18 protein-coding genes are annotated in these 23,353 nt (G+C 69.1%); 6 read left to right on the forward strand and 12 right to left on the reverse strand.

Annotated features, from left to right (window positions below):
• Positions 1–23 precede the first annotated feature (23 nt).
• Positions 24–242 (reverse strand): hypothetical protein, encoded by a 219-nt coding sequence (locus WMF42_RS05100; protein WP_061607175.1) that lies wholly within the window; start codon positions 240–242, stop codon positions 24–26.
• 45 nt (positions 243–287) lie between these two features.
• Positions 288–875 (reverse strand): PH domain-containing protein, encoded by a 588-nt coding sequence (locus WMF42_RS05105; protein WP_061607176.1) that lies wholly within the window; start codon positions 873–875, stop codon positions 288–290.
• A 212-nt stretch (positions 876–1,087) separates the two neighbouring features.
• Between WMF42_RS05105 and WMF42_RS05110 the strand changes: the two genes are divergently transcribed.
• From WMF42_RS05110 to WMF42_RS05120, 3 genes are all read left to right on the forward strand, one after another.
• Positions 1,088–1,660, forward strand: a complete 573-nt coding sequence (locus tag WMF42_RS05110; protein ID WP_155798222.1) for a hypothetical protein — start codon at positions 1,088–1,090, stop codon at positions 1,658–1,660.
• 582 nt (positions 1,661–2,242) lie between these two features.
• Entirely contained in the window at positions 2,243–3,865 is a 1,623-nt protein-coding gene (locus WMF42_RS05115; protein ID WP_437694207.1) for a glycoside hydrolase family 43 protein, read from the forward strand.
• A 576-nt stretch (positions 3,866–4,441) separates the two neighbouring features.
• A complete protein-coding gene (locus WMF42_RS05120; RefSeq protein WP_061607179.1) occupies positions 4,442–5,749 on the forward strand; it encodes a trypsin-like serine protease in 1,308 nt (435 codons plus the stop codon).
• A 196-nt stretch (positions 5,750–5,945) separates the two neighbouring features.
• Here the strand turns inward: WMF42_RS05120 and WMF42_RS05125 are convergent, their stop codons facing one another.
• From WMF42_RS05125 to WMF42_RS05150, 6 genes are all read right to left on the reverse strand, one after another.
• Positions 5,946–6,542 (reverse strand): hypothetical protein, encoded by a 597-nt coding sequence (locus tag WMF42_RS05125; RefSeq protein WP_437690556.1) that lies wholly within the window; start codon positions 6,540–6,542, stop codon positions 5,946–5,948.
• A 187-nt stretch (positions 6,543–6,729) separates the two neighbouring features.
• Positions 6,730–8,628, reverse strand: coding sequence for a hypothetical protein (locus WMF42_RS05130; RefSeq protein WP_437690557.1), 1,899 nt, complete (start codon positions 8,626–8,628; stop codon positions 6,730–6,732).
• Positions 8,629–9,248: 620 nt separating this feature from the next.
• Positions 9,249–10,790, reverse strand: coding sequence for a methyltransferase (locus tag WMF42_RS05135; protein ID WP_437690559.1), 1,542 nt, complete (start codon positions 10,788–10,790; stop codon positions 9,249–9,251).
• On the reverse strand, positions 10,787–11,452 hold the full coding sequence (locus tag WMF42_RS05140) for a fused MFS/spermidine synthase (RefSeq protein ID WP_437690561.1): 666 nt from the start codon (positions 11,450–11,452) through the stop codon (positions 10,787–10,789). Before WMF42_RS05140 ends, WMF42_RS05135 begins: the two co-directional genes overlap by 4 nt.
• Positions 11,453–11,517: 65 nt before the next feature.
• Positions 11,518–13,020, reverse strand: a complete 1,503-nt coding sequence (locus WMF42_RS05145; RefSeq protein WP_437690563.1) for a phytoene desaturase family protein — start codon at positions 13,018–13,020, stop codon at positions 11,518–11,520.
• A 169-nt stretch (positions 13,021–13,189) separates the two neighbouring features.
• The gene (locus WMF42_RS05150; RefSeq protein WP_437690565.1) at positions 13,190–13,756 is read right to left on the reverse strand and encodes a hypothetical protein; all 567 of its coding nucleotides are present in this window, start codon (positions 13,754–13,756) and stop codon (positions 13,190–13,192) included.
• 486 nt (positions 13,757–14,242) lie between these two features.
• Here WMF42_RS05150 and WMF42_RS05155 point away from each other — a divergent pair, with 486 nt between their 5' ends.
• The gene (locus WMF42_RS05155; protein WP_061607186.1) at positions 14,243–14,947 is read left to right on the forward strand and encodes an NADPH-dependent F420 reductase; all 705 of its coding nucleotides are present in this window, start codon (positions 14,243–14,245) and stop codon (positions 14,945–14,947) included.
• A gap of 80 nt (positions 14,948–15,027) precedes the next feature.
• On the opposite strand, the gene WMF42_RS05160 is transcribed toward WMF42_RS05155, so the two are convergent.
• Positions 15,028–16,167 carry a pectate lyase family protein gene (locus WMF42_RS05160; RefSeq protein ID WP_437690568.1) on the reverse strand — a complete coding sequence of 380 codons (1,140 nt, stop codon included), beginning with the start codon at positions 16,165–16,167 and terminating at the stop codon, positions 15,028–15,030.
• Positions 16,168–16,757: 590 nt separating this feature from the next.
• Positions 16,758–17,345, reverse strand: a complete 588-nt coding sequence (locus tag WMF42_RS05165; protein ID WP_437690569.1) for an RNA polymerase sigma factor — start codon at positions 17,343–17,345, stop codon at positions 16,758–16,760.
• Between the two features lie 433 nt (positions 17,346–17,778).
• Between WMF42_RS05165 and WMF42_RS05170 the strand changes: the two genes are divergently transcribed.
• Positions 17,779–19,197, forward strand: a complete 1,419-nt coding sequence (locus WMF42_RS05170; RefSeq protein ID WP_437690571.1) for a pectinesterase family protein — start codon at positions 17,779–17,781, stop codon at positions 19,195–19,197.
• 437 nt (positions 19,198–19,634) lie between these two features.
• Positions 19,635–20,234: a hypothetical protein gene (locus WMF42_RS05175; RefSeq protein WP_437690573.1), complete on the forward strand. Its 600-nt coding sequence runs from the start codon at positions 19,635–19,637 to the stop codon at positions 20,232–20,234.
• A 70-nt stretch (positions 20,235–20,304) separates the two neighbouring features.
• On the opposite strand, the gene WMF42_RS05180 is transcribed toward WMF42_RS05175, so the two are convergent.
• Together WMF42_RS05180 and WMF42_RS05185 are read right to left on the reverse strand one after the other, a co-directional pair.
• Positions 20,305–20,616, reverse strand: coding sequence for an SBBP repeat-containing protein (locus WMF42_RS05180; protein ID WP_437690575.1), 312 nt, complete (start codon positions 20,614–20,616; stop codon positions 20,305–20,307).
• 202 nt (positions 20,617–20,818) lie between these two features.
• Positions 20,819–22,123 carry a peptidylglycine alpha-amidating monooxygenase gene (locus tag WMF42_RS05185; protein ID WP_437690576.1) on the reverse strand — a complete coding sequence of 435 codons (1,305 nt, stop codon included), beginning with the start codon at positions 22,121–22,123 and terminating at the stop codon, positions 20,819–20,821.
• Positions 22,124–23,353 lie beyond the last annotated feature (1,230 nt).

Below are 23,353 nucleotides of genomic sequence, written 5' to 3' on the forward strand. Positions count from 1 at the left end.
CCGCGGCGGGCGACGCGCCGCCCTCAGCGCACGCCGACGAGCCGCTGCATCAGGCGCTGGAACTCGGGGACCGAGAGATCGATGTGCTCGACGACACGGCCGTAGAGCGTGGCCGTGGGCACGTTCCGGCCGCCGAACTCCCGCTCGAGCTCGGAGAGCTGCCAGAGGATGACGCGCTCGGCGCGGGTCAGGCCGTCGCGCACGTCCGGGAGATTGTCGTACGGGGATCGCCTCGTGGACATGATCTGGCTCCGATCAGACCCGCGCCGCCGCGCACCGGCGCGCGCTCACTGCACGACGCCGAGCACGCGCTGCTGCCGCGCGAGCTCCGCCGCGTTCTTGATCGCCTCGAACAGCTCGCGCGAGGCCGGCAGCCCCCGGATGACGAGCTCGGGATCGCTCGCGTCGCGCGTGAACACGCGGATCTCGGCGATGTCGAGCAGCCGCTCCATGAACGACTGGCGGAGATCGATGTCGTGCACCCGCCAGAGCTGCAACGTCTCGACCCGCCGGGTGAGCAGGCCGGCCTCGTAGTCGATGGTGCGGTCGGTGATCTTGTAATGGAGGCTCTTGCGCTTCCAGTGCAGGACGCCGAGCCACACGAGGCCCACCAGCACGAGCGAGAGCACGCCCGCCGCCACGTACGACCAGAACCACGCCTTCCAGCTCGGCGTCCCCTCGAAGATGACCCGCGCCGCGCCCGGCGAGGGGGCGAGCGCGCCGCCGGCAGAGGCGAGCGCGGTGCCCGCCGGGGCGAGCGGCGCAGCGGAGGCCGCGGCGACAGCGGGCGCTCGCTCGTCGAGCATGCTGCCGCAGTAACGGCACTTGATCGCGGCGTCCTGGATCTGCTCCGCGCAGAAGGGGCACGGTTTCACGCGGGCGATTGTAGTACGGCGCGCCGCCAAGAAGCACGCCCGCCGCGCGCGCCGCCAGGTCGGCCAGGATGTATTGTCGACTACATGACGGGCGAGCCGCGGGCGCGAAGGTCGGATCGGGCCGCGATTGCATTCGCCGGTGACCCTCGTCAGGATCGGCGCCACCCGGCACGCGACGCGCCGGAGTCATGGCGCCCGGTGGAGTGATCTCGATGAGCAACGTCAAGGGCACCGCGCTGGGGGGGTTCAAGAGCTTCGTGGCCGCGCAGCACGGCGCCGCCGGCGTGGACCGGTGGCTGGAGTGCCTGCGCCCGGAGGACGCCGCGCGCGTGGGCGGCATCGTCCTGCCGCACATCTGGTACCCGGTGAGCCTCTGGAACAGCCTCGTCGATCGCTACGTGGCGCTGTACGGGGCCGGTCACCCGCAGTGCTTCCGGTCCGTGGCCCACGCCATCGCCGACGAGGACATGCAGCGGTTCTTCACGGTGCTGCTCAAGGCCGCGTCCCCCGAGACAGTGCTGCACAGGTCCTCGTCGCTCTGGGAGCGCTACTTCGACGAGGGCAGATTGGAGGCGGTCCCGGTCGCCGCGAGGCGCTTCTCGGTCCGCCTCACCGCGTCGCGCCTGCTCGACCGCGCCCCCGGGCCGGTCACCTGCGCGGTGGGCCTCCCGGCGTGGCAGGAGCGGATCATGGCGCGCATCGGCGTCAAGGAGAGCCGCACCTCGCACACGCGCTGCCGCTTCCGCGGCGCCAAGGCGTGCGAGTTCGAGGTGACGTGGTCGTGACGGGGCCGCAAACACCCGGCGTCTCCTGATCCGGTGAAGGGCAAGCTCGACCACCCCATCGCAGCGCGCTGATGTGAGCGCTCACACCGACGGCGGCGCCCAGATCGGCCGACGATGGGGCGAGCTCCTGGCCGGAGCGCGCGCTCGAGTCGCCGCGCGCGAGACGCGATGCCCGGGGCGCCGGCCGCCTGCGGCGTCGAGCGCCAGCCGTGCGCGCGCGGGCCGGCATCGAGCGCATCGGGCCGGCGATCACCGCGGTCCAGCGCCGCCCCCCCCGGTGAAGCGGCGCTCCGGAGGAGCCCGCCAGCGCTGTCCTCCCTTCGGGATCGAGGATCCCGCTCGGCCGGTCGATTGGGTTTGACACGAGAAATGTGATCGTTCACATTTCGAAGGGGAATACTTGTGCTTTGCCCTGAGTGGGTCGTCCTGCGCGTACCTTTGCGCGGGCCACCCCCTCATCTGATGGCGCCTTCGTCGAGTCAGCACCGGGGGTGCGGGGCGCCAGCCATTCCGCTCGCGAGAGGATTCAACGTGCGCCTGAACACAACTTGGTACCGAGCAAGCAGCATCACCCTGTCGGCGATGGCGCTGGCCATCGTCGCCGCGATTCCCTCCCCCGCTCGGGCGGACAACCCGATCGTGCAGACCTTCTACACGGCCGACCCCGCTCCCATGGTGCACGAAGGCACGTTGTACCTCTACACGTCCCACGACGAGGACGTCTCGGTGAACAACTTCTACACCATGAACGACTGGAGGTTGTACTCCACCACGGACATGGTGAACTGGAGGGACCACGGCTCGGTGGCGAGCTACAGGACCTTCAGATGGGGAACCGGCGATGCGTGGGCGCCGCAGGGGATCGCCAGGAACGGCAAGTACTATCTGTACGTGCCGCTGAACAACGCCACCGGCGCGAGGATCGGCGTTGGCGTATCGGACAACGTGGCAGGTCCGTTCATGGACCCGCTGGGCAAGGAGCTGGCCGCGACCGGATCCGGCAACATCGACCCGACGGTGTTCATCGACGACGATGGACAGGCCTACATGTACTGGGGGAATGGCACCCTCCGGTACGTGAAGCTGAACTCGGACATGATCAGCACCTCGGGGAGCATCACCAACGTGCCGTTGAATGGCTTCACCGAGGGGCCGTGGCTCTCCAAGCGAGGGTCGCTGTACTACCTCGTCTATGCCGCCATCGCCGGGTCCGAGAAGATCAGCTACGCGACCAGCAACAGCCCGACCGGGCCCTGGACCATCCGCGGCGACATCATGGGCGCTGGCCGGACCTACACCAACCACGCCGGCATCGTCGACTACAAGGGTCACTCGTACTTCTTCTATCACAACAGCGCATTGCCGGGCGGCGGTGACTTCAAGCGCTCGGTCTGCGTGGAGGAGTTCACCTACGGCGCCGACGGCAGCATTCCGGCGATCGCGATGACCATGAACGGACCGTCCGCTGTCGACACGCTGGATCCGTTCAAGCAAGTCGAGGCCGAGACAATCGCCTTCTCGTCCGGGCTCAAGACCGAGGTGTGCACCGACACCGGCGCCGGCATGAACGTCACGTCCATCAGCAATGGCGACTACATCAAGGTGAAGGACGTCGATTTCCTGGACGGCGTGACCTCCTTCGAGGCTCGGGTGTCGTCCGCATCCAGCGACGCGAAGATCGAGCTCCACCTCGACAGTCAGACAGGCCCGCTGCTCGGGACATGTGACGTCTCGGGCGCGTCGTCCTGGACCACCAAGACCTGTGCTGTCAGCGGGGGCAGCGGCAAGCACGACCTGTTCCTGAAGTTCGTCGGCGGCAACGGCGACCTCTTCAAGTTCAACTGGTGGCGGTTTACCGGACCCACCATGCCGGATGACGGGGGCGACGGCGGCGGCGGCGGTGCCGGTGGCAGCGCCGGGGACACGACCTCGGGCAGCGGCGGCTCGGCCACCGGAGGCACCGGCGGAGCGACCGGCACCGCTGGCTCGGGCAGCGGCGGCAGCGCCGATCCCTCGAGTGGGGCAGACAGCAGTAGCAACGCCGGCGCTGGTGGTGCCGGTGGCTCGGGCGGGAACGGCGCGGCCGACACCGACTCAGGCGGCTCGTGCGCTTGCCGGACGGGCGCGAGCACGGGGAACGGCGGACTCGCCGCCGCTCTCTGGCTCATCCCTGCTGCGCTCGTTCTTCGGCGTCGGCGCCGGTAGGCGCTCGCGATCCGGTTCCTGATCGCTGCGAACGGTGGTGATCGGCTGGCAGGCGGAGAGCGGGCGCACAACGGCGCTCGCCGCGCCGCTCGCACAGGTGCCTTGATCATTCCAGATCCGGGCGAACGCGATGGCCATGAGCCTCGCCGGAATCGCCCAGCTCCAGCGTGTGCCGATGGCAAGGCCGTGGACGGCGCTGACCGCGTCGGCGCGCCCATCATAAAAATGCACTTCAATGCGAATCGCGGGATGCCGCCGCGTTCCACGTCTCGAACGCGGCCGTTCCAGAGCGCCGCCTGGCGCCACTCCGGGTAGCGCGGCATACTCTCGACTTGATTCTTGAGCCGTCGCGGGCGGATTTATACGCCCGCCTGCGGGCCTGCCGCTCCGGCTTTCCTTTCACCGATTTCGGACCGGGTCCCGCAATGGGTCTGCTCGGAGACGCCGTCGCCGAGCCGGGCGCGCCGCGATCACAGGCCCGGTCACCCTGATTGCTGACGAACGCTGGCTCCTGGCGGAGGCGGACTCCGCCGGCGCGAGCGATCGTCTGAGCAGAATCATGATGTGGAGGAAGAATTGAAGAAGAGAGAGCTTGGTCATCAGCTTGGTCTCGCTGTGTGCGCGGGCGCCGCGCTCGGCCTCTCGACGGGCTGCTCGATTGAAGGCGCGCCGGACGAGGCGCTCGAGTCGCAGTCGTCCGAGATCGTCGGCGGCGAGGTCGCCGAGGCGAGCCCGTGGGCCGTCCAGGTCTTCGACGTGCGCGGGAGCACGGGCGACTTCTTCCAGTGCTCCGGCTCCCTCGTCGCGCCGCGCTGGGTGCTCACCGCGCAGCACTGCATCGCGGACGAGGGCGAGACGTCGGCGGTGCGCGTCGGCAGCAACACGTACGGCCAGGGCCAGCGCATCACGGTCGACGCTGTCGAGGTGCCCTCGGCCGCCGCCGACATCGCGCTGCTCCACCTGACCGAGGACGCCGACGGACCGTTCGTCGAGCTGGCCGAGGCGACGTCGGTCGCGACAGGCAGCGACGCGACGGCCTACGGCTGGGGGAGCGAGGGCACGCCGCTGGTGATGGCGCCGTCGCTCAAGAAGGCGATCCTCCACATCGACGGCTGGTACTCCGACGAGGAGCTCCTCGGGACGGGCGTGACGGGCTCGGGCTGGAGCGGTGACTCCGGCGGCCCGTGGTTCGTCGACGGTCGTCAGGTCGCCGTGTTCTCGGCCTCGAGCGGACAGAACGGCACGAACCTGCACGCGAGCCTCCTCGGCGTCGACGTCGCGCGCCACCGCGCCTGGATCGACGCCACGATCGCCGGCGGCCCCACGGTCCACCCCAGCAACCAGGTGGTGCTCCACGATCTCTCGAACTTCTCCGGCATCTCGCAGGGCTTCGGGATCGGCCGCTACAACGTCGCGGACCTGACGATCATCGGCAACGACCGCGCGAGCTCGATCAGGGTGCCTGCCGGGCTCCGGGTCACCGTCTTCGTCAACCACAACTTCGAGTATGGGGCGTACGTCTTCACCTCGGACACGAACCTCGTGGCCGCAGGCTCGAACGGCGTGTCCGCGAGCCCGAACGACGTCATCTCGAGCCTCGTCGTCTCGAACGCCTCGGACCCGCAGCTGGACGTTGTCACCTTCTACGAGCACGCCGACTTCTCGGGCGAATCGTTCGCGCTCGGCGTCGGCGGCAGCTACCTTTTCGGCGGCCCATGGGACTTGCGGATCAGCTCCGTCCGCGTGCCCCCCGGCTTCAAGCTGACGCTCTACGACGGGTACTTCTGGACTTCGCAGGCGTCACGCGTCCTCACGGCAGACGCGAACCTCGCCCCCCTCAACTTCGACGACACGACCCGAACCTTCCTCATCGAGCGCCTGTAGGAGCGAGCGCGCGCGGCTCGCGCCGCGCGGCGAACGCCGGATGATCCTCACGCCGGCCGCGCGAGGCCAGGACGGCGCGCTCTCGCGGTCCTTGCTCCGTGGGCCCCCTCCGGCTCGAGCCCCACGTCGTGCTGGCCTACCCTCGCGGCGGCGCGCCTGTTGCTCCGGCGACGCCGCATGATCCGGGCTCGGTCCGTCATACAGGGGCGCCGGGATTCACCACCACCTGGTACTGACGTCCAGCGGACAGCACGTTTGGATCGATGCCCTCCTCGAGCGGTACGCGCGTCTGCGTGAGCTGGTGTCCTGGCAAGCAACACGCGAGGGTGAAGGCCGCGTCCCAGCGCAGCCGATCGAGCACCCTGTCCATGTGCACGTGGGCGTGGACGAACGTCACGAACACAGGCATCGGGGGCAGGGCATTGAGCTGATCCGCGACGTCGTCGATGCTGGCCTTGTGCCACGCCAGGCGCCGAACCCCGAAGCGGTCGCGCCACGCCTCCACCAGCGCCACGTTGAGCAGCGGATCGACGCTGATGTTGTCCGCCTCGCTCTTCAGCGAGAAGAGGGCCCCGGTCCTCGCGTGGGCCCCGTCCCCGACGTGAATGACGCGACATGGGCGGCCCTTGGTCAAGAGGGGCCGGAGATGACAGAGGGCAGAGTAGCTCTCGGTCATCTCCTTGGCGGGCCTGGTCGCCTTGGCGAACAAGGGCCACAGCGCTTCGAAGGAGCTCCTTCGCATCAGCCGGTCCAGGTAGTCGCTGCTCGGGGGCTGCGCGTCGGTGCTGGCCATGGAGGCTGCTTGTAGCAGAGCTGCCGCGATCCGCGAGCTGGTCCCTGGAGGCGTCGTCCTGTCAGGCGCTCTCGGCCTCTTCGCCGGCGCTCTCGCCATCGGCTGCAGCGGCGTCCGCTGATCGAACCCCGGGCCGCTCGCCTGCCGCGACCCGCGCCGGCATGGGCGCCGGCGCGCCTGCGCCGGGCTATTGCAGCGTCACGGTGTAGGAGCCATTGACCCGGAGGCCGAGCAGCTGGATGACCCGGACGACGTACTCGCCAGGCTGCTCGAAGAGCGACGACAGATCATTGTCACCTTCCCGAAGAAACTCCTCGAGGGGGAGCTCGTCGGCCGGCGCATCGCGCCGGCTCACTTCGATGAGGCCACTGTCCGTGTCCCGCAGCACGATGTGGAAGCTCGTCGATGCGCCTGCGCTCACCAAGAACCAATCCTCGTCTTCTCCCCTGGCCAGCTCCCACTTGCCCTCGACGGCCTTGCCGGCCTCCAGCGTGGTCGCCGTCTCCAGGGACGCCCCGTGATCGTCCGTGTAGAGGGCAACGTAGCGCTCGATCTCCTCGGGGCTCGGGAGCAGCGGCGACGAGACCAGCTGTTCCCCCAGCGAAGCCCGGAGGTAGTATGTGCCCGTCTGGCTCGGCTTGAACGAGACGGTCCGCTCCGAGGCCGATGCCACCACGTTCTGCTGGGCATCGAGGAGATCGAGCGGCACGCGGCCACCGAAGGAGTAAAGCGTGTTTTCCTGCAGATCGACGGCGAACATGTCCACGTCGCCGGGCGGCTCGATGCGCGCGCTCCATTCGCCGGGGTCGACGACGCTGGCCGAGTCGGGGAGATTGCCGTGGTCGTCTTCCACGTGGCACAGGGGCCGCGACGGGTCGTCCGTGTGCCCCTCGCACGCGCGAAAATCCCGGAGGAGACCCAGGTAAAGCGAGAGCCAGCGGGAGAAGACCTCATGGTTCTCCTCGTTCATGTTCGCCTGATCGACGGCGCGCTGCATCGGGTCGGCCCGAGCCAGCATGCTGTCGATCTGGTCGAACAGCGTGGGGCTCTGGTTGCGCCGCAGCCAGTCCGCGAACGCGTCCCGGTTCTGCTCGAGCGTGCGCCCCTCGTTGGCCACGTAATCTGGCCGGGACACGCCGACCAGGTCGAAATCGTAGGGAGCGTAAAAGATCGCCTCGCGATCGGGGTCGACCATGGCGACCAGGTTCTTCCCCTCGATCCCGTCGTACTGAATCACGAAATCGTTCAGCAGGTTCAACAGCAAGAGACCCACCTGGTCCACCTGGAGCTGCGAGGTGTCGACCCCGGACAGGTCTTCCCATTCCACCATGCCGCAGCGCTCGGCCATCTCGTCCTCGGGCTCGCGCACGAACGCGAGGTGCGTCTCCTCCTTGCCGGTCGGCGCGTCGTGGTAGGTGAGCCGTACGAGCCGCGTCTTGAGCGAGGGCACCTGCAGCTGGTCGAGCACCTGATAAACCGTGTCCTCCATCAGCAGGCGCTGCTCGTAGGTCTCGATAGAATCCGCCTTGAGCGTGGGGGACAAGCCTTCCCTGTCCCCGCAATGCGTGACGAACTTCACCGACTTTCCGAGGTGCGCGAAGATGTTGTCTTTCTGCTTTTCCTGGAATTTGAGCGAGAACGGGCGAACGCCGCAATGGAAGCGCGAAACTCCCCGGGCGATGATGTTCGCGGTGATCGGCGCCGCGCCGCCCTCGTCGCTCAGCTCGATCACGGCCTGTGAGCCCGATTCCTCTTTCGTGGGTGCACTGTTCAGCTTCGTGAAATCGGCAGAGATCCGCATGTTCAGCACGTCGCGGCTCTGGAACATGGGCGACTTTGAAGCGTGACAGGTGAACGCCTGCCAGTCCGGCGACGTGCTGGCGGGCGTCTCGTCGTCGTTGCCGGCGGGCGTCTCGTCGCCATTGCCGGCGGGCGTCTCGTCGCCGTTGCCGGCGGGCGTCTCGTCGCCGTTGGAATCCGGGATGGATTGCGTCGAGTCGTCGGGCGGCTCACTGGAGCATGCCCCATTCAACGCGAATCCAGGCAAGAGAAGGGTCGCGAGGGTAATCAAGCGCGCTTGGTTCATAGAATATTCAACCGTGACGAGGGGGAGTACCGCGAGACGAAGCATCAGCGCACGGACGATCCGCGCGCCGCACGGATGTGGGCCGCACACCGGGGTGGATGCCGCCAGGGGGCCTGAGCCTTCAGATGATTTGCGACGGCGTCGTCGACCCGCTCGCCTGGACACCTGGAGCGGGGTCGTCGAGGAATTTTCGATACGCCGAAGCGCGATGTTTCCTGTCGCGATAAACCTCCGGGCGCGTTCGGCTACTGGAGCCGCATTGCCCCGCGGGCGCGCGGCGCGCTCGCGTGGCCCCTCCGTCACCGCCTCCCCCCGGGGCGGCGCTGCCCCGCAGGTCCTGGATCGCGACGCTTCGCCCCCGCGGAACCGTCCCGCCAGGAGGGCCTGCCGGGGAGGGGAGGTCGCCGGAAACCGTAGCGATTCTCATGGCTTTCGCGTGTTCCGCCGCCGAGGGCGCGTCCGGTGTCGCCCGGCGAGGTCCCCTCCGCCGCCGCGTCGCCCGCGGTGAAGGCCCGCGGCATCGATGCGTCGTGACGCGCTGGACCGCCGTCGCGACCGTGTCGCTGGGGCAATCGTTCGTCCAGACGTGGTCCGTGGCGGGGGGAGTCTTGAAAGCAGCGCTAAGGGTACGTGTCGAACGCCCACCACTCCGTCGCCATGTTGTCGTCGGTGATGATGGGGTCACCCTGCGTCCGCCGCAGGATCGACGCCCGGCTTTCCCAGGTGGGCCCGCCGCGCCAGTCCTGCTCTTTCAGCAGATCGAGCTGCGCGGCGCGGCTGCCGGCGGGCAGCACGGGACGACCGTCGATATGCCAGGCGTCGAGCTTCTCCTCGAAGCGCGCGGGGTCGATCGTGATCGGATCGTCGCTCGCGATCAGCATGTTCTGGTAGCGGAGGGCGTGGGGGAACACTGTCGCTCCGGTCTTCTGAGCCGCGGTGGACATGGTCGTGTTGTAGTAGAGCGCGCCGCCCTGCTTCAGGTGCCGGCGGCATAGATCCAGCATCTCCCGGGAGAGCAACAGCGAGGCGTGCGAGCGCCAGTGCACGATCGTGTTCTCGACGATGACGTCGAAGCGCCGCGCGGTGCGCCCCAGGTAGCGCCGGCCGTCGTCGATGAGGAGCTCCACCTTGGGGTTGTCCAGCGCGCTCGCGACGACGGGCGCGCGTCGCGCCGCCTCGATGAACGCGGGGTTGATCTCGACCACGGTGAGGTGCTCGACGTCGGGGTCGTTCGCCAGCACCTGAAGCCAGGAGCCTGACCCGAGGCCGATCATGAGGATGTCGCGCGGCCGGGGGTGGAACGCGGACACCAGGTAGGCCCGCAGCACCCGGTTCTCGTCCTTCTCCGGCAGCGGGCTGACGTTGGCGATGCCCTCGTAGGATCCGCCGCCGTACACGGTGCCCGACCGGGAGACCGTGACGACGCCTTCGCGACGTTCGATGACGTGGGCGAAGCGACCGTGTTCGCTGTGCTCCTCCCCGTAAAGAAGCTTCTCGTAGAGGTCATCGTAGAGCGCTCTCGCCGACCCCACGAAGGACACGACGGCGGCGGCCAGGAGCGCGCAGCTCAGCACGCGCGAGCGCGCCGTCGTCGACGCGGAGAGCATGAGCATCACGCCGAGCGCGGCGCCCGCGATCGCGAGGGCCACGTTGAGCTCGCGCAGGGGCAAGACGTCCAGCAGCACGAGGCCGGTGACCAGGCTGCCCAGCGTCGAGCCCACGATGTTGCCGACGTAGACGTAGGACAGCCGCGCGCCGGCCAGCTCGTCCGCGCGGATCCCGAAGTGGCACAGGAGCGGAAACCCCGCGCCGAGGCAGGCGCTGGCGAGCGCGAAGACAGGCAGCGTGGAGGCCGGCTCCACGCCGCGGCCGACGAGGTGCGCGACGGCGGGGGCCACGAGGAAGGCCGCGAGCGCCCCGGCGAAGATCACCCAGCCCACCCGGTAGAGCTGCCCGGAGCGCTCCGCCGCGGCGCTCCGGCAGTAGCGACCGGCGAGGAGCGAGCCGCCGGCCAGACCGGCGAGGTAGGTGGCGAGCAGGAAGCCGAAGGCGTCCGGCGCGCCTTCGGTCGCAAAGCTGTAGACCCGGACCCAGAGGACCTCGTGCGAGAGCGCGAGACAACCGCCGAGCGTGGCGACGAGGACGGCAACGAGGAGCCTCATGGCTCGCCGCGACGCCGCCGGCGCAGAACCATCATCACGAGCACACCGACGAGGATGTTGAGCGCCGCCGCGACGTGCGTTGTGGCCCGGAGGCCCAGCCCGCCCAGCAGGTAGCGCGCCGCCAGGAAGGCGCCGAACGCCGCGCCCAGCGTGTTGATGAAGTAGAGGTTGCCCAGCGAGCGACCGACGTTGCGCGACCGCGACGTGGCGTGCCCGACGAGGAGGGGAAGCGTGGCGCCCATCAGCAGGACCGGGAGCACCACGAGCAGGAAGGCCACCCCGCCGGCGGCGACGTGGCCAATGCCGTGCGTGATGTCTGCAATCACGGCGAAGAGGCGGAGGCTGAAGGCGCCGTAGAGGCCGATCCCGATCTCGGCGAGCGCGAACAGCATCACCGCAGCTTGCGGGTACCGGCGCGAGAGCGCCCCGCCGGCGAGGCTCCCGAGGCCGAGACCCAGCATGAACGCGGTGACGACGATCGTGACCGACAGGATGTCGATGCCGTAGATCCCGTGGAGCGCGCGCTGCCAGACGACCTGATACACAAGCGCTGCCGAGCCCGAGAGGAAGAATACCGGGAAGAGCCAGGGCTCCATGGCTCGCGCCTTCCGCTGCTTGGCGGCCGGCGGCGCGAGCTCGGTCGCGAGGGGCTGCGAGGGCATGCTTGCGTCCTTTTGAGGGAATCGGGGATCAGGGGGCCATGATGCCCTCACAGAGCGGCCTGGCTCTACCCGCGCGGCGGGAGCTGGGGGCGGGGCGCGGGCATGGACAGGGCGGGCGCGGGCCGCTGGAACACGCGCTCGAGCGCGGCCGCGGCGGCGTGATAACCGCACATGCCGTGGACGCCGCCGCCGGGCGGCGTCGAGCTGGAGCAGAGATAGAGCGAGGGGTTGGGCGTCGAATAGGGGCTGAGGCTCGCGACGGGGCGCGCGAAGATCTGGAGCCAGTCGTTGGCGCCGCCGGCGATGTCGCCGCCGACGTAGTTCTCGTTGTAACGCTGCCAGTCGGCCGGGGCGCGGACGGCGCGCGCGCGCACGAGATCGCGGAACCCCGGGGCGAAGCGCTCGATCTGCGCCTCGATGCGCGCTGTCATGTCGACCTCGCAGCCGGGCGGCACATGGCAGTAGACCCAGGCGGTGTGCTTGCCGGCGGGGGCGCGCGTGTTGTCGAACAGGCTCTGCTGCGCGACGAGGCAGAAGGGGCGCTCCGCGGGCGCGTCGCCGGCGAGCGCCCGCTCGGAGGCCACCAGCTCGTCGAGCGTGCCGCCCACGTGCACCGTGGCCGCGCGCGCGGTGGCGGGCGCCTCCCACGGGATGGGGCCGTCGAGGGCGTAGTCGACCTTGAACACGCCGGGGCCGTGGCGGAAGCGCTCGAGGCGGCGGCGGTAGCCCGCCGGGAGCCGGTCGCCGGCGATGCGGGCCATCGCGGCCGGGGTCGTGTCGAACAGGTAGGCGCGCGCCTCGGGGAGCTCGTCGAGCGACGCCACGGTGCGGCCCGCCTCGATCTCGCCGCCGCGCGCGCGCAGGATCGCGGCCAGCGCGTCCATGAGCGCCTGCGAGCCGGTGCGCACCACCGGCCAGCCCACCGCGTGCGCGGCGAGGGCGAGCACGATGCCGAAGGAGGCCGAGAACAGCGTCTCGAGCGGCAGGAACGAGTGCGCCGCGCAGCCGCCGAACAGCCCGCGCGCGGCGTCGCCGCGGAATGTGTCGCGCGCGAGCCCGTCGGCCGAGCGGATGGCCGAGAGGCCGAATCGGGCGAGCAGGAGCGGGTGGCGCGGCGGGATGCGCAGCGGGCCGAGCAGCTCCTCGAACAGGGCGGCTTCGCCCGCGAGGAGCGGCGAGAACAGGTCGCTCCAGGCGGCCGCGTCCTCCTCGCCCAGCGTCTCGGCCATGCGATCGAGATCGGGGTAGAGCACGCCGGCCCTGCCGTCGGCCAGCGGGTGGGCGAGCGCCGCCTCGGGGTAGATCCACGCGACGCCGTGCTCCTCGAGCGGCAGCGTCCGCAAGAAGGGCGAGATCACCGCGGTCGGGTGGATGGCGGAGCAGACGTCATGACGGAAGCCGGGCCCGGTGAGCTCGGCCGTGCGCGCGCCGCCGCCCACCGTGTCGCGCGCCTCGATCACGCGCACCTGGAGGCCGGCCCCGGCGAGCGCGACGGCCGCGGCGAGCCCGTTCGGTCCTGCCCCGATCACCACGGCGTCCAAGGCGCCAGTCCCCCGGGTAGCCGACATGGGAGGAGGGGGTACCCGATCGCGGGGTGGGCGGGAATGAAATAGAGCGGCTGGGCCCGGCGGCCGCGCGCGCTGCTCCTCGCAGGAGCGGATGCCGCGCGGCGCCTCGATACAGCGGTTCGACGCGCCGTCGAGCGCGGCGCGCACGCTCGCCGGCAGGGCGCGCTGCTCAGATGCCCGAGGCCGACGCGAGGCAGGCGTCGAGCTCGGGGGTGTCCCGCCAGCCGCACTGGCCGGACGCGTCGCGCTCACAGACGCCGTGCTCGCCGTAGCACGCGTACCCCGCGCGCCACTCGCACGTCGTGAGCACCTCCTCGTCCGCGCAGACCTGCCCGCTGCAGCCGGTGACAACGCAGGTGCCGAGGTCGTCGCCAGGCGGCGCCTCCCCGCCGCCGAGGCACGCAATGAGCTCCGGCGTCTGTCGCCAGCCGCACTGGCCGGACGCGTCGCGCTCACAGACGCTGTGGTCGCCGTAGCACGCGTACTCCTCGCGCCACTCGCACGTGGTGTACACGGTCTGATCCGCGCAGACCTGCCCGCTACAGCCCGTCGGCCTGCAGCGGCCGGGCTTGATCCTTTCGACCGGCGCAGCGACGAGCCCGGCGGGCGCGCTGTCCGCGCCGTCGATCTCGGGCATCGCCTGGCTACAGCCGTCGTCGTTCGCCCCGGCGAGCAGCGGCACGCACAAGAGGAGCGCGGTGAAGGCAAACCGATGACGCGTGGTGAAAAAATTCATCAAAGACCTCCTTAACAGAACAAAAACAAAGTACGAAGTGCCCGGAAGGGGCCAGTTCCTGTCCTTAGAGCATGCGGCGGCCCCACGCAACCCGCGGCGTCGATCCTGCGATCCGGTGTCCCGGGCTCGGCGGCTGCACAAGCTCTTTGCCGCCTCGCTGACAGCGTGATCCCGTCATGGCGCTGTTGCTATGATGTGTGTCTCTTCTTCACCGCGCCGCCAGGCAGGCGAATGGCTGGACCGCAGGAGTGGCCGGGCGACCTGCGGCGCGGAGCGCCTCCCCGACCGACGTGGAGAGCGACGGCGGGCTCGACGTCTCCGACCGGACCGGGGGCAGCCTCCTGCGCGGGCCGAGGGCGGCTCGTCGTGGTACAGCCCGTCTCCGGCGTGAACGGCGCGAGCGATCGCCCGTCTGCGTCAGACGATGCACCTGGACCGCCGGCCTCCGCGCTCGATCGCGGGCGGCTCGGCTCGAAGGAGTGACGAATGAAGATCGGAATCATCGGCGCCGGCTCGATCGGCGGGTCGCTGGCGAAGCTGTTGGGGAAGCTCGGTCACCAGGTGGTGATCGCGAACTCGCGCGGGCCGGACACGCTCCGCGAGGTCGCAGCCGAGACCGGGGCCACCCCCGTCACGGCCGCGGAGGCCGCGCGCGGCGGCGAGATCGTGGTCGTCACGATCCCCCAGCGCGCGGTCGTGGACCTGCCGAAGGATCTCTTCGCCGGCGTGCCCGCCGATGTGGTCGTGATCGACACCAACAACTACTACCCGGTCCGCGACGGCAGCATCCCGGCCATCGAGGCGGGGCAGGTCGAGAGCGCGTGGGTCGCCGAGCAGATCGGGCGGCCGGTGATCAAGGCGTTCAACAGCATCTATTTCGAGAGCCTGCTCGCGAAGGGCAAGCCGAAGGGCACGCCGGGGCGCGTCGCGCTCCCGATCGCGGGAGATCCGCCGGAAGCGCGGGCGAAGGTCATGCGCCTCGTCGATGAGCTCGGCTTCGATCCGGTCGACGCGGGCGGCCTCGAGGACTCCTGGCGGCAGCAGCCGGGTACCCCCTGCTACATCCACGACCTCGACGCGCCCCGGCTGAAGGAGGCGCTGGCCGCGGCCGAGCGGAGCCGCGTCCCCGAGTACCGCAAGGCCTCGGACGACTGGCTGCGATCGCTCATCGCGCCGCAGAGCCCGAGCTGATCCGGGCGCAGGCGGAGCCGTCGGCCGCCTGCCTGCCGACGTCTCGAGATACGACGCTCCGCCCGCCCCGCCGCCTGCGCTCACGGCACGAGGGAGCTCAGGTACTCCTCGAGGTTCGTGTAGCCGTCGCCGTCACGGTCTCCGTTGCGGTCGTCCGCATCTGCCGGGTCGAGAGCTCGCGCGATCTCCCACGCGTCCGGTATGCCGTCCTGATCGGCGTCGCTCGGGGCGCGGCCCCCGGGCAGGGGGCCGACACCGCCCGCGAAGCCAAGGCTCGACTCGTCGCGGATCGTCGCGCCCCGCTTGCCGAGCGAGGCCAGCTCATCGAGCACGTAGCGGTCCGCGTCGTCGCGATGGATCGAGGCTCCGGCGTGCGCGCTGACGTGAGCGTACGCCTCTTGTGCCGTCATGGCGGGGACGGCAGGGAAATCGACGGAGGGCGCGTCGAGCCAGGTGACCGAGCCGAAGTCGCCTTTGCCGAGGAGCCTGCCGTCGAGCGTGCCGTCCTTGTCGCTGTCGTAATAATTGCCGTCGGCGTGAAGGTTGTATGCGGGCGTGGGGCTGTCCAGGGTGCCGCCTCTCGTCTCCGGGCCGGTGATGAAATAATTGCCCAGCAACAGGCCGTCCGAGCGACCGCTGGTGTCGCCCAGGATGTAGCCGGACACGACCCAGTTGTAGACCACGTTGTTGATGAACTGCAGCGTGCCGCGCGCCTTCGGGTTCCGCGAGTTGTTGTCGATGTAGAGCGAGCGAATGATCGACGTGCCGGCTGTGTTCACGAGGCCGCCGGTGCTGTGAGGCTGGAGCCCCTGCGCGACGATCGAATCCTGAAGCGTCAGGTTGTAGAGCTCGGCGCCGCTCTCCTCGTTGAGGTCGAGCGTACCGTCGCGTCCCCAGCTGAGCGAGCAGTGGTCCCAGATCACGTCGTGCCCGTTCGCCATGGTCACGGTGTCCTTGCCCGAGTCGCCCCCGATGCCCATGCGGAAGCGGATGAAGCGTACGACGGTGTTCGACGCTCCGGAGAACGAGGTGCCGTTACCGTAGATCGTGATACCGCCACCCGGGGCGGTTTGACCCGCGATCGTCTGGTGGCTCTTGAACACAAGGCGAGACGAGATCTTGATCACCCCGCCCACGTCGAAAACGACCGTGCGGTTCGGCTGGCTGATCGCGTCGCGCAGCGAGCCCGGGCCGGAGTCGTCCAGGTTCGTGACGTGCACGACATCGCCGCCGCGGCCGCCTACCGCGTGTCGCCCGAACCCCTGAGCCCCCGGAAACGCGAGCACTTCGCCGCTCGGTGGAGCCCCGCCGCTGCCTGCTCCCGCAACCGGAGAGGGCTCATCGGCAGGAGCGCCACCGCCCGAGGAGCCTCCGCTCCCGGCGACCGCCGCGCCGCCGACCCCCGAGGCGCCCCCCGCGGCCCCAGCGCCCGAGGCAGCGCTGGTGAACGAGCTCGAGCCGCCGCCACCGCTCGCGGGTCCGGCGCCGCCGCCGGCTGGCGGTCCAGCCGCGCCTGAGCCCGATGGGCTGCCACCGCTGTCACCGCACGCGAGCGCGACGAGCGCGAGGAGAACCGCCGGGATCGAGCTCCAGCTCGAGTGCAAACGGACGCCGTGATCGGATGACCTGGAGATGAGCATCGTCACGATGGTTGTCCGCGCCGCCCGCCACCTGTCAGAAATCGGATCCCGAGCGCGCCGTCCCCGCGCGGGGGCGGCGCGCGCCTCGACGCGCTCCGCCTCGCTCCGCCGAGCGGCGCGCTGCAGGAGCGCCGCAAGGGGATCGAGCCGTCGTTCGGGGTCGCTCATGGTCAACGTCCTTCGCGCCGAGACAGGAACTCCTGGAGGGCTGGCTCCCGCGCCTTGAGCAAGAACGCGCGCGCTCTCTCGAGCTCTCGGCGCAGCGTCGACTCGGATACGCCGAGGGACGCGGCCGTCTCGAGCATCTCGACGCCTTGCACGTGGCGCAGCACGAAGGCCAGGCGTCGGCGCTTGCTCAGCTTGCCGAGCACGCGGAGCAGGGCGCGGAGCACCTCGCGATGCTCGAAGTCGACGCGCTCGATGGCGCGCTCGGGCAGCTCCCCGCTCGGGGAAAGTCCCACCCAGCGGCGTATCTTGCGCTTCCGGATCTCGAGCGCCGCCAGCCGCGCCGCCACGGACGTCAGATAGCCACGGAGGGCCTGGCCGTCCTGGATGCGCGCGGCGCCCTGGAGCAGGGCCAGGAAGACCTCCTGGACCAGATCGTCGAGGTTCGTATCGGGACCGAGGGCACCGTACAGCACACCTCGCACGAGACCCGAGTACCTGTCCCAGATGATGGCAAGTGCCTCGCGCTCTCCGGCGGCGACGCCGGCGACCAGGCTCGCGTCCGACCGCTTCTCGGCGGGGAAGCGGGCCATCGCGGGCCCTGGCGGAGGGGTGGAGCGCGTGGGGTGAGCCACGCTATCCTGGTTACCCGGGGGCATCTCGAGCCGCCAGAAGAATTGATTCGCTGCGAGAGCGCTGTATCGACGCAGGCGACTCCGAGCATTTCGGTTGCATCCTCGCGGGGAGGAGCGGGGTCACCTTCTCCCACGTCCACGTCGACGGCAGCCATGAGGCCGAGTGCAACGGCCGCCCGCGCGACTCCGCCTTTCGCACGAGCCCTCGGAGGGCCGCTCCGCCGAGGGCCCCTCACTTTTTCTGACGGGTCCGACCTCCCTCGAACAACCCCCCGTCATGCTCCCTCTCCGCGCTCGCTTCCGCCGTTCCCACGGCAGTCGAACTTTCCACGGCGCATCGCTCGGGACACTCATCCGGGCTTGCGCGGGCCCTCTCGCTCTCTCTTGCTCGTTGGCCTGTTCGAGCGAGCAAGCCACCGATGATCCGGCCTCCCCCGCCGGCCCCGCCGGAGGCAGCTCGTCCGCCGCCGCCGCCGGGCCATCGAGCGGCACGACGGGGAGCGGCGGCACGGTGTCGCCCGGCGGCTCGGGGGGCGCGGGCGCCGGCGGAAGCGCCGGCGTGCCCGTCGATTGCTCACCGATCGAAGCGGCCGGCTTCGAGCTCTGCACCTCGGGCGAGGACCTCTGCGGCGCGGTCTTCCTGAACGGGAGCGGCTGCACGGCGGTGTGTGGGGCCGCAGGTCTCGCGTGCGAGGCCGCCTACGAGAACCTCGAGGGAAGCTGCGGTGCCGACGAGGCGCTCCCGGCCGTGCCGTGCGACTCGGGGCACCAGTCCGACTATTGCGTGTGCCGCGGTCCCGCGAGCGGCACGGGCGGCACGGGCGGAAGCTCGGGGACGGGCGGCGGCGGCGGTTCAGGCGCCGGGGGCTCGGACGGCGGCAGCGTCACGTCCGATTGCAACAGCGCGACGGGTGGGGCGCTCATCGAGGTGAACCGGGATGGATCGGGCGATTTCACCACGGTCCAGGCCGCGATCAACAGCGTCGCCAGGTCGAACACGACGCCCACCATCCTTCGCATCGCCCCCGGCACGTACTCCGAGAAGCTCATCGTCGACCGTCCCCACGTGACGCTCTGCGGCCAGAGAGGTCAGGCCGAGGCGACCGTGCTCACCTACGGTGATAGCGCGACAACCTCGAACGGCGCAGGGGGCGAGCTGGGCACTTCGGGGAGCTTCAGCGTCAATATCTCCGCGAGCGACGTCTCGGCCGAGAACATCACCATCGCCAACAGCACGGGCCCAGGTGTGCAGGCCGTGGCTCTCCTGGTCAGCGGCAGCCGCGTGCAGTTCCGGCGCTGCCGGTTCCTCGGTTACCAGGACACGCTCTACGTGAAGAACGGAACGCAGTACTTCAGGGATTGCCACATCGAGGGCAGCGTCGACTTCATCTTCGGCGGCGCGACGGCCGTCTTCGAGGGCTGTACGATTCACAACGTCGCTGGCGGCACGGCGATCACGGCGCCGAGCACGGATGAGCCGGTTCCCTTCGGGATCGTGTTCCTGGGAGGGCGGGCCACGGCGGTCGGATCGGTCAGGTCCGGGTCGGTCGCCCTCGGTCGCAACTGGAGACCCTACGGCTCGACCACCTACCTCGGGACCGAGCTCGGCGCGCACATCGCGCCCATCGGTTGGGTCCGCATGGGCGACAACACGCTCGCGACCTCGCGCTTCGCCGAGCACATGACCACGGGACCCGGCGCGAGGCCGAGCGAGCGAGCCCGCGAGTCCAGGCAGCTCAGCGCGGCCGAGGCTGCAAGCTACACGGTCGAGAACATGCTCGCGCCGTGGACGCCCACCTTTGCGGACTGAGAGGGCGTCTCATCGATCCTTGTCGCTCGAGACGACAGAGAGATCATGGAGGCGCCGGTCCCCTCGTTGCCGATTCCCTTCCTGCCTCTTGGATTGCCCATGCCGGTCCAGATCGACATGCTCTCATGGTAGGCGCAGCTCTCGGCGATGAGCGCGATGTCCTCACCCACGCCGTGGATCTGCCCTCCTCGGGGGTTGTGATGGTCGTTGAGGATGTGGACGTTGCCGTGCCGTCCGCGTCCATGAGAAGGTGACGACGAGATGGCGGCGCTCGTCTGCGCCGGCAACGGAGACCCCGGCACACGGAAGGGCGTAAGCATCCCACCGTATCTCGCTTTTCTGCTACGCTCCCCCCCTTGACCTGGCGGGCGCCGCCGCGTAACCATCGCCTTCGGTGGCTCCCGAGTGGAGCGTGGGTTCTCCAGGAGAAGATGGGCATGCAGATGTATTACTTGATCCCGCTCGTGTTGATGGTGGCCGGTTTCGCTTACTCGATGTACGCCCGCAAGAAGGCCCTGTCCGAGGCCGCCAACATGACCCCGGAGCAGATCGAGCAACAATTCAGCGACTTCTACGCTCAATATTACGAGCTCCAGCCCGGCGAGCGTATCATCGGCAACTGGAGCGGCGTCGAGTACCAGGCGCCTGCCGGCACGGCCCGCCGCATCGCCGGCGGCGTCCTCAACGCCGCATCTGCCGCCGTGATCGGCGTCTCCACCTACGTTCCCAACGTCCACGTCGGCCTCACCAACAGCGGCCGCGTCCTCGTCTCTCGCGAGTACAGCGACTTCGGCAAACGCGGCAACTACAAGCAGCTCACCGCCTTCGAACAGGGCACCCGCGCCTTCAACCAAGACGCGACGTATCCCGGCCAGGACATCGGCTCCCGCCCCGGCAACCCCTTCAACCCTCTCGTGAGCCTCGAGTTCATCCAGCTCCGTTCGCCGAGCGGCGAGATCTACGAGGCTTGGCTGTCCCCGCAGGGCAGCCGCCACGGCCAGAACGGATTCAGCTCGATCTTGCAGTCGCTCGGTTGAGCGCGGCGAGCGGGGCGACGCTGACCAAACCGCTCGCCCCGCTTGACATGGCCGGCCCGGCTCGATCTCGTCACCACGAGATATTCCCATCCCTGTCGAGCCGCACGACGAACCACCGCACAGCTCCGTCCTCTGCGCCGAGCGCTGCGCCGTCGGCGTGCAGGGTCCCGGTGAAGCTGCCCGCAACGAAGGCGTTCCCGAGAGAGTCGACACCGAGGCTCACGGCTTGAGATGCAATGCTGCCCTCGATGCGTCGGCTCCAGAGGTGAGCTCCGTCGGCGCCGATCTTCGCCACCCAGGCGCTGGGGGATGAACAACTCGCGCCGACCAGCGGTCCGTCGCCGAGATCAAGGCCGCAGTTGGCGCTCCCCGCGAGGAACACGCTTCCGTCTCCGCCGATTGCGACGCCAACAAGGCCGCTGTCTCTGGGCGATCGAGCGTGAACAGGACCGATCCATTTCTTTTCCCAGAGAGAGTGTCCCGGCGGCGCGCGCGGTGCTCCTGTTCGCCAGGCTTACGAGCGCTCTCACCGAACGGCGCGCGCCTCCGCTTGGGCACAGGCCGCGCGTCTTGCACGAGCTGGTCTATTGTGTCGTCACACAGGACGCGTCGTCCGTCGGAGTAGTCAGCTCTATCTCTTGAGACGGATAGTACATCACGAAATTATAACACATCTCATCCGCCGTCCGCTCCCCGAATTCCACGGCGCTGTTGCCCGGGTTGTCCCACGCGCAACGCGTCCTCACGGTGTCGCCGCCTCGAAGGATGGTATCGTTGTCGTACCAGATCTGGTTGTCGAAGTTCCACGGATCGGCGAGACCCAGGTTGCTCGGCTCGCTGCCGTCCGTGGGCACCGTGTTGCTCGACAGGTGCTTGCCGAGATTGTGCATGTGCGGCATGACACTGATTACCGAAATCGCCCCCATATCCCGCGGGAACTGGTAATCGCAGCTCACGTCGAGCGAGCCGTGAGGCGGGATGTTGATGTCTTCTGTGCCGAACGAGAAGATGCCGGCGTCGTTGGGGCGGAGCTCCGTCGTCGTGCAGACGTTGAAGCCGGTGCTGTCTTGCTGCCCGTCGAGGCCCTTGATGTTGCTGTAGTGCACCTGGACTACGAAGTGTGCCGTGCCTTCCAGCGGGAAGCCCGCCTCTAGCGGCAGCTCCGTGGCCTTGCCGCCGGGCGCCCAGACGGACAAAAGAGCCCCCTGGATGTCGCCCCCCTCACAGGGCGTGGGCGTCGAGGGAGACGCCTCATCCGCCTTGAAGAGCAGGATATGGTGTACAATGGTGCTGTTGTCGATCTGGGGTGCGATCCCGACGAGGTGTCGTTTCTGGCCGATCTCTACATCGACCCCATAACACATATACTGGTCCCGGACGTCCTTCGGCATGACGTAAGGCGCGGACGGCGCTAGCAGGACATCCGGTGTGCAGCTCAGGGTCGGAGGGTCGATGGTTCCGCCGCCGCCCGGGTCGACGCACGTGTCTTTACCGGCCGGCATGCCGGCGGCGATCCATTGATCGAAGATCGCGAGCTCCGCGGCGGTCAGGCGCTCGGTTGGGGGCGGAGGCATGGGGCGCGCGGTGTCGCGGGCGCGTGCGGCGACGAGCTCGTAGACCTTCTTGTTGGGATCGCTCACCGCGGGCGCGACCAGATCGCTCCGGTCGACCAGCGGGAACGGCGCGCCGAACTTCGGGGAGGCCCCGTGACAGGTCTGGCACTTCGTGGAGAGGATCTTGTCGACGTCGCACGGCAGCGCTTCCGCGTCGCCGTTCTCCGGACCGGAGCCGGATGAGCCGCTGCTGCCCTTCTCGGCGTCGCTGCACGCGACGACAACGAGAGCGGATAGGAAGGACAGCGCCGAGAACAAATAACGACTACGATTCATGCGAGCTCCTCGGGGAAAAGTGCGACCTGAATCGGCGTTCGAGGGCATCGAGCGCTGATCTGCAGCTTTTCGAAAGGGCGGTCGAAGACCGAGATTCAGAAAAACGCCGTCGAATTGGGTGGAAGAAGAACGCGCGCCGCGAGCTCCCGAGAACAGCGGGAGACTTGGCGCGTGAGAGCACCGGCGACCCAGGTCTACGGACGGGCCGGCGACCTGGCGTCGGTGCTACTTCGGTGAGTGCCCGCCCGCTCTGAGACTGTTCAACGGTTCGCTCACGCGGAAGGTATCGAGGCGCCCGCGCGCCAGGAGGCGCGGTGCCGTCTGGTCAAAGCTCGGCTGCGGACTAGGGTCGCGCGCGGGGATCCATCGACGGGGCGCGCCCGAGCCAGTAGGGTACAGCTATACGGTAGGATGCCTTCTTGGTGCTACGCCTCGGTAATCCCAGGCGTTTCAGGCGTGGAAGACCTGCCCCATCGCACAAGGCCCGTTCTGTCAATGAGCTCGTACAGTCGGACTGCACGAGTCAGGAACGGCTCCGAGAATCTTGGCTTTGCGGAACGCGTTTGCTTGTCCTATCCGCCCGCGCCGGTGCCTGCCCCTCCGGGAATCGTGGAGACGTTCCGCGTCCTCCACCCGAACGAGGCGACGGTCGGTACATTCCTCGTCCACGTCGCCCTCCCGGAGCAGCCGCTCGCCGAGCCACGGTTCGGACCGGGAGCCTGGGTGGCACCCGGGCGGACCGGGAGCTCAGGTGACACATGCCGTAGAGGACCGGCGACGGAGGAGCGCCGGTGCCCTGGAAAGAGACATGTTCAGTGGACGAGAGGCTTCAGCTCATCGCAAGGGTCAACGCGTCGGACGAGACGGTCGCAGAGCTTACCGCGATCGTGGCGAGCGGTTCGTGTATCGATCCTGGCAGTCCGCGAAGGTGCGGTGGGCGCGTCGCGTCGACGAGGATCCGGTCCCCGTTTCCAGTCCTCCCGGAGCAGGGGCCCGTAGCTCAGGAAAGTGTCACCGCGGCTCCCGGTCAACAGCGTTACCAGGGCTCCGCTCGTACAGCCTCTCCACCGCGGAGATGGGTGCAACCCATCTTTTCGTGGAGGCACGTCCACCGGGAGATGGGTGCGACCCATCTTTTCGTGGAGGCACGTCCACCGGGAGATGGGTGCGACCCATCTTTTCGTGGAGGCACGTCCACCCGGAGATGGGTGCCACCCATCTCCCGCGTGG

Source organism: Sorangium sp. So ce176, assembly GCF_051519835.1.
Taxonomy (GTDB): domain Bacteria; phylum Myxococcota_A; class Polyangia; order Polyangiales; family Polyangiaceae; genus Sorangium; species Sorangium cellulosum_G.

Excerpts from the sequence above, each read along its gene's own strand:
- WMF42_RS05100 (WP_061607175.1), bottom strand. The coding sequence starts at position 242 with ATGTCCACGAGGCGATCCCCGTACGACAATCTCCCGGACGTGCGCGAC.
- WMF42_RS05110 (WP_155798222.1), top strand. The coding sequence starts at position 1,088 with ATGAGCAACGTCAAGGGCACCGCGCTGGGGGGGTTCAAGAGCTTCGTG.
- WMF42_RS05115 (WP_437694207.1), top strand. The coding sequence starts at position 2,243 with ATGGCGCTGGCCATCGTCGCCGCGATTCCCTCCCCCGCTCGGGCGGAC.
- WMF42_RS05125 (WP_437690556.1), bottom strand. The coding sequence starts at position 6,542 with ATGGCCAGCACCGACGCGCAGCCCCCGAGCAGCGACTACCTGGACCGG.
- WMF42_RS05130 (WP_437690557.1), bottom strand. The coding sequence starts at position 8,628 with ATGAACCAAGCGCGCTTGATTACCCTCGCGACCCTTCTCTTGCCTGGA.
- WMF42_RS05135 (WP_437690559.1), bottom strand. The coding sequence starts at position 10,790 with ATGAGGCTCCTCGTTGCCGTCCTCGTCGCCACGCTCGGCGGTTGTCTC.
- WMF42_RS05140 (WP_437690561.1), bottom strand. The coding sequence starts at position 11,452 with ATGCCCTCGCAGCCCCTCGCGACCGAGCTCGCGCCGCCGGCCGCCAAG.
- WMF42_RS05145 (WP_437690563.1), bottom strand. The coding sequence starts at position 13,020 with ATGTCGGCTACCCGGGGGACTGGCGCCTTGGACGCCGTGGTGATCGGG.
- WMF42_RS05150 (WP_437690565.1), bottom strand. The coding sequence starts at position 13,756 with ATGAATTTTTTCACCACGCGTCATCGGTTTGCCTTCACCGCGCTCCTC.
- WMF42_RS05155 (WP_061607186.1), top strand. The coding sequence starts at position 14,243 with ATGAAGATCGGAATCATCGGCGCCGGCTCGATCGGCGGGTCGCTGGCG.
- WMF42_RS05165 (WP_437690569.1), bottom strand. The coding sequence starts at position 17,345 with ATGGCCCGCTTCCCCGCCGAGAAGCGGTCGGACGCGAGCCTGGTCGCC.
- WMF42_RS05175 (WP_437690573.1), top strand. The coding sequence starts at position 19,635 with ATGCAGATGTATTACTTGATCCCGCTCGTGTTGATGGTGGCCGGTTTC.
- WMF42_RS05185 (WP_437690576.1), bottom strand. The coding sequence starts at position 22,123 with ATGAATCGTAGTCGTTATTTGTTCTCGGCGCTGTCCTTCCTATCCGCT.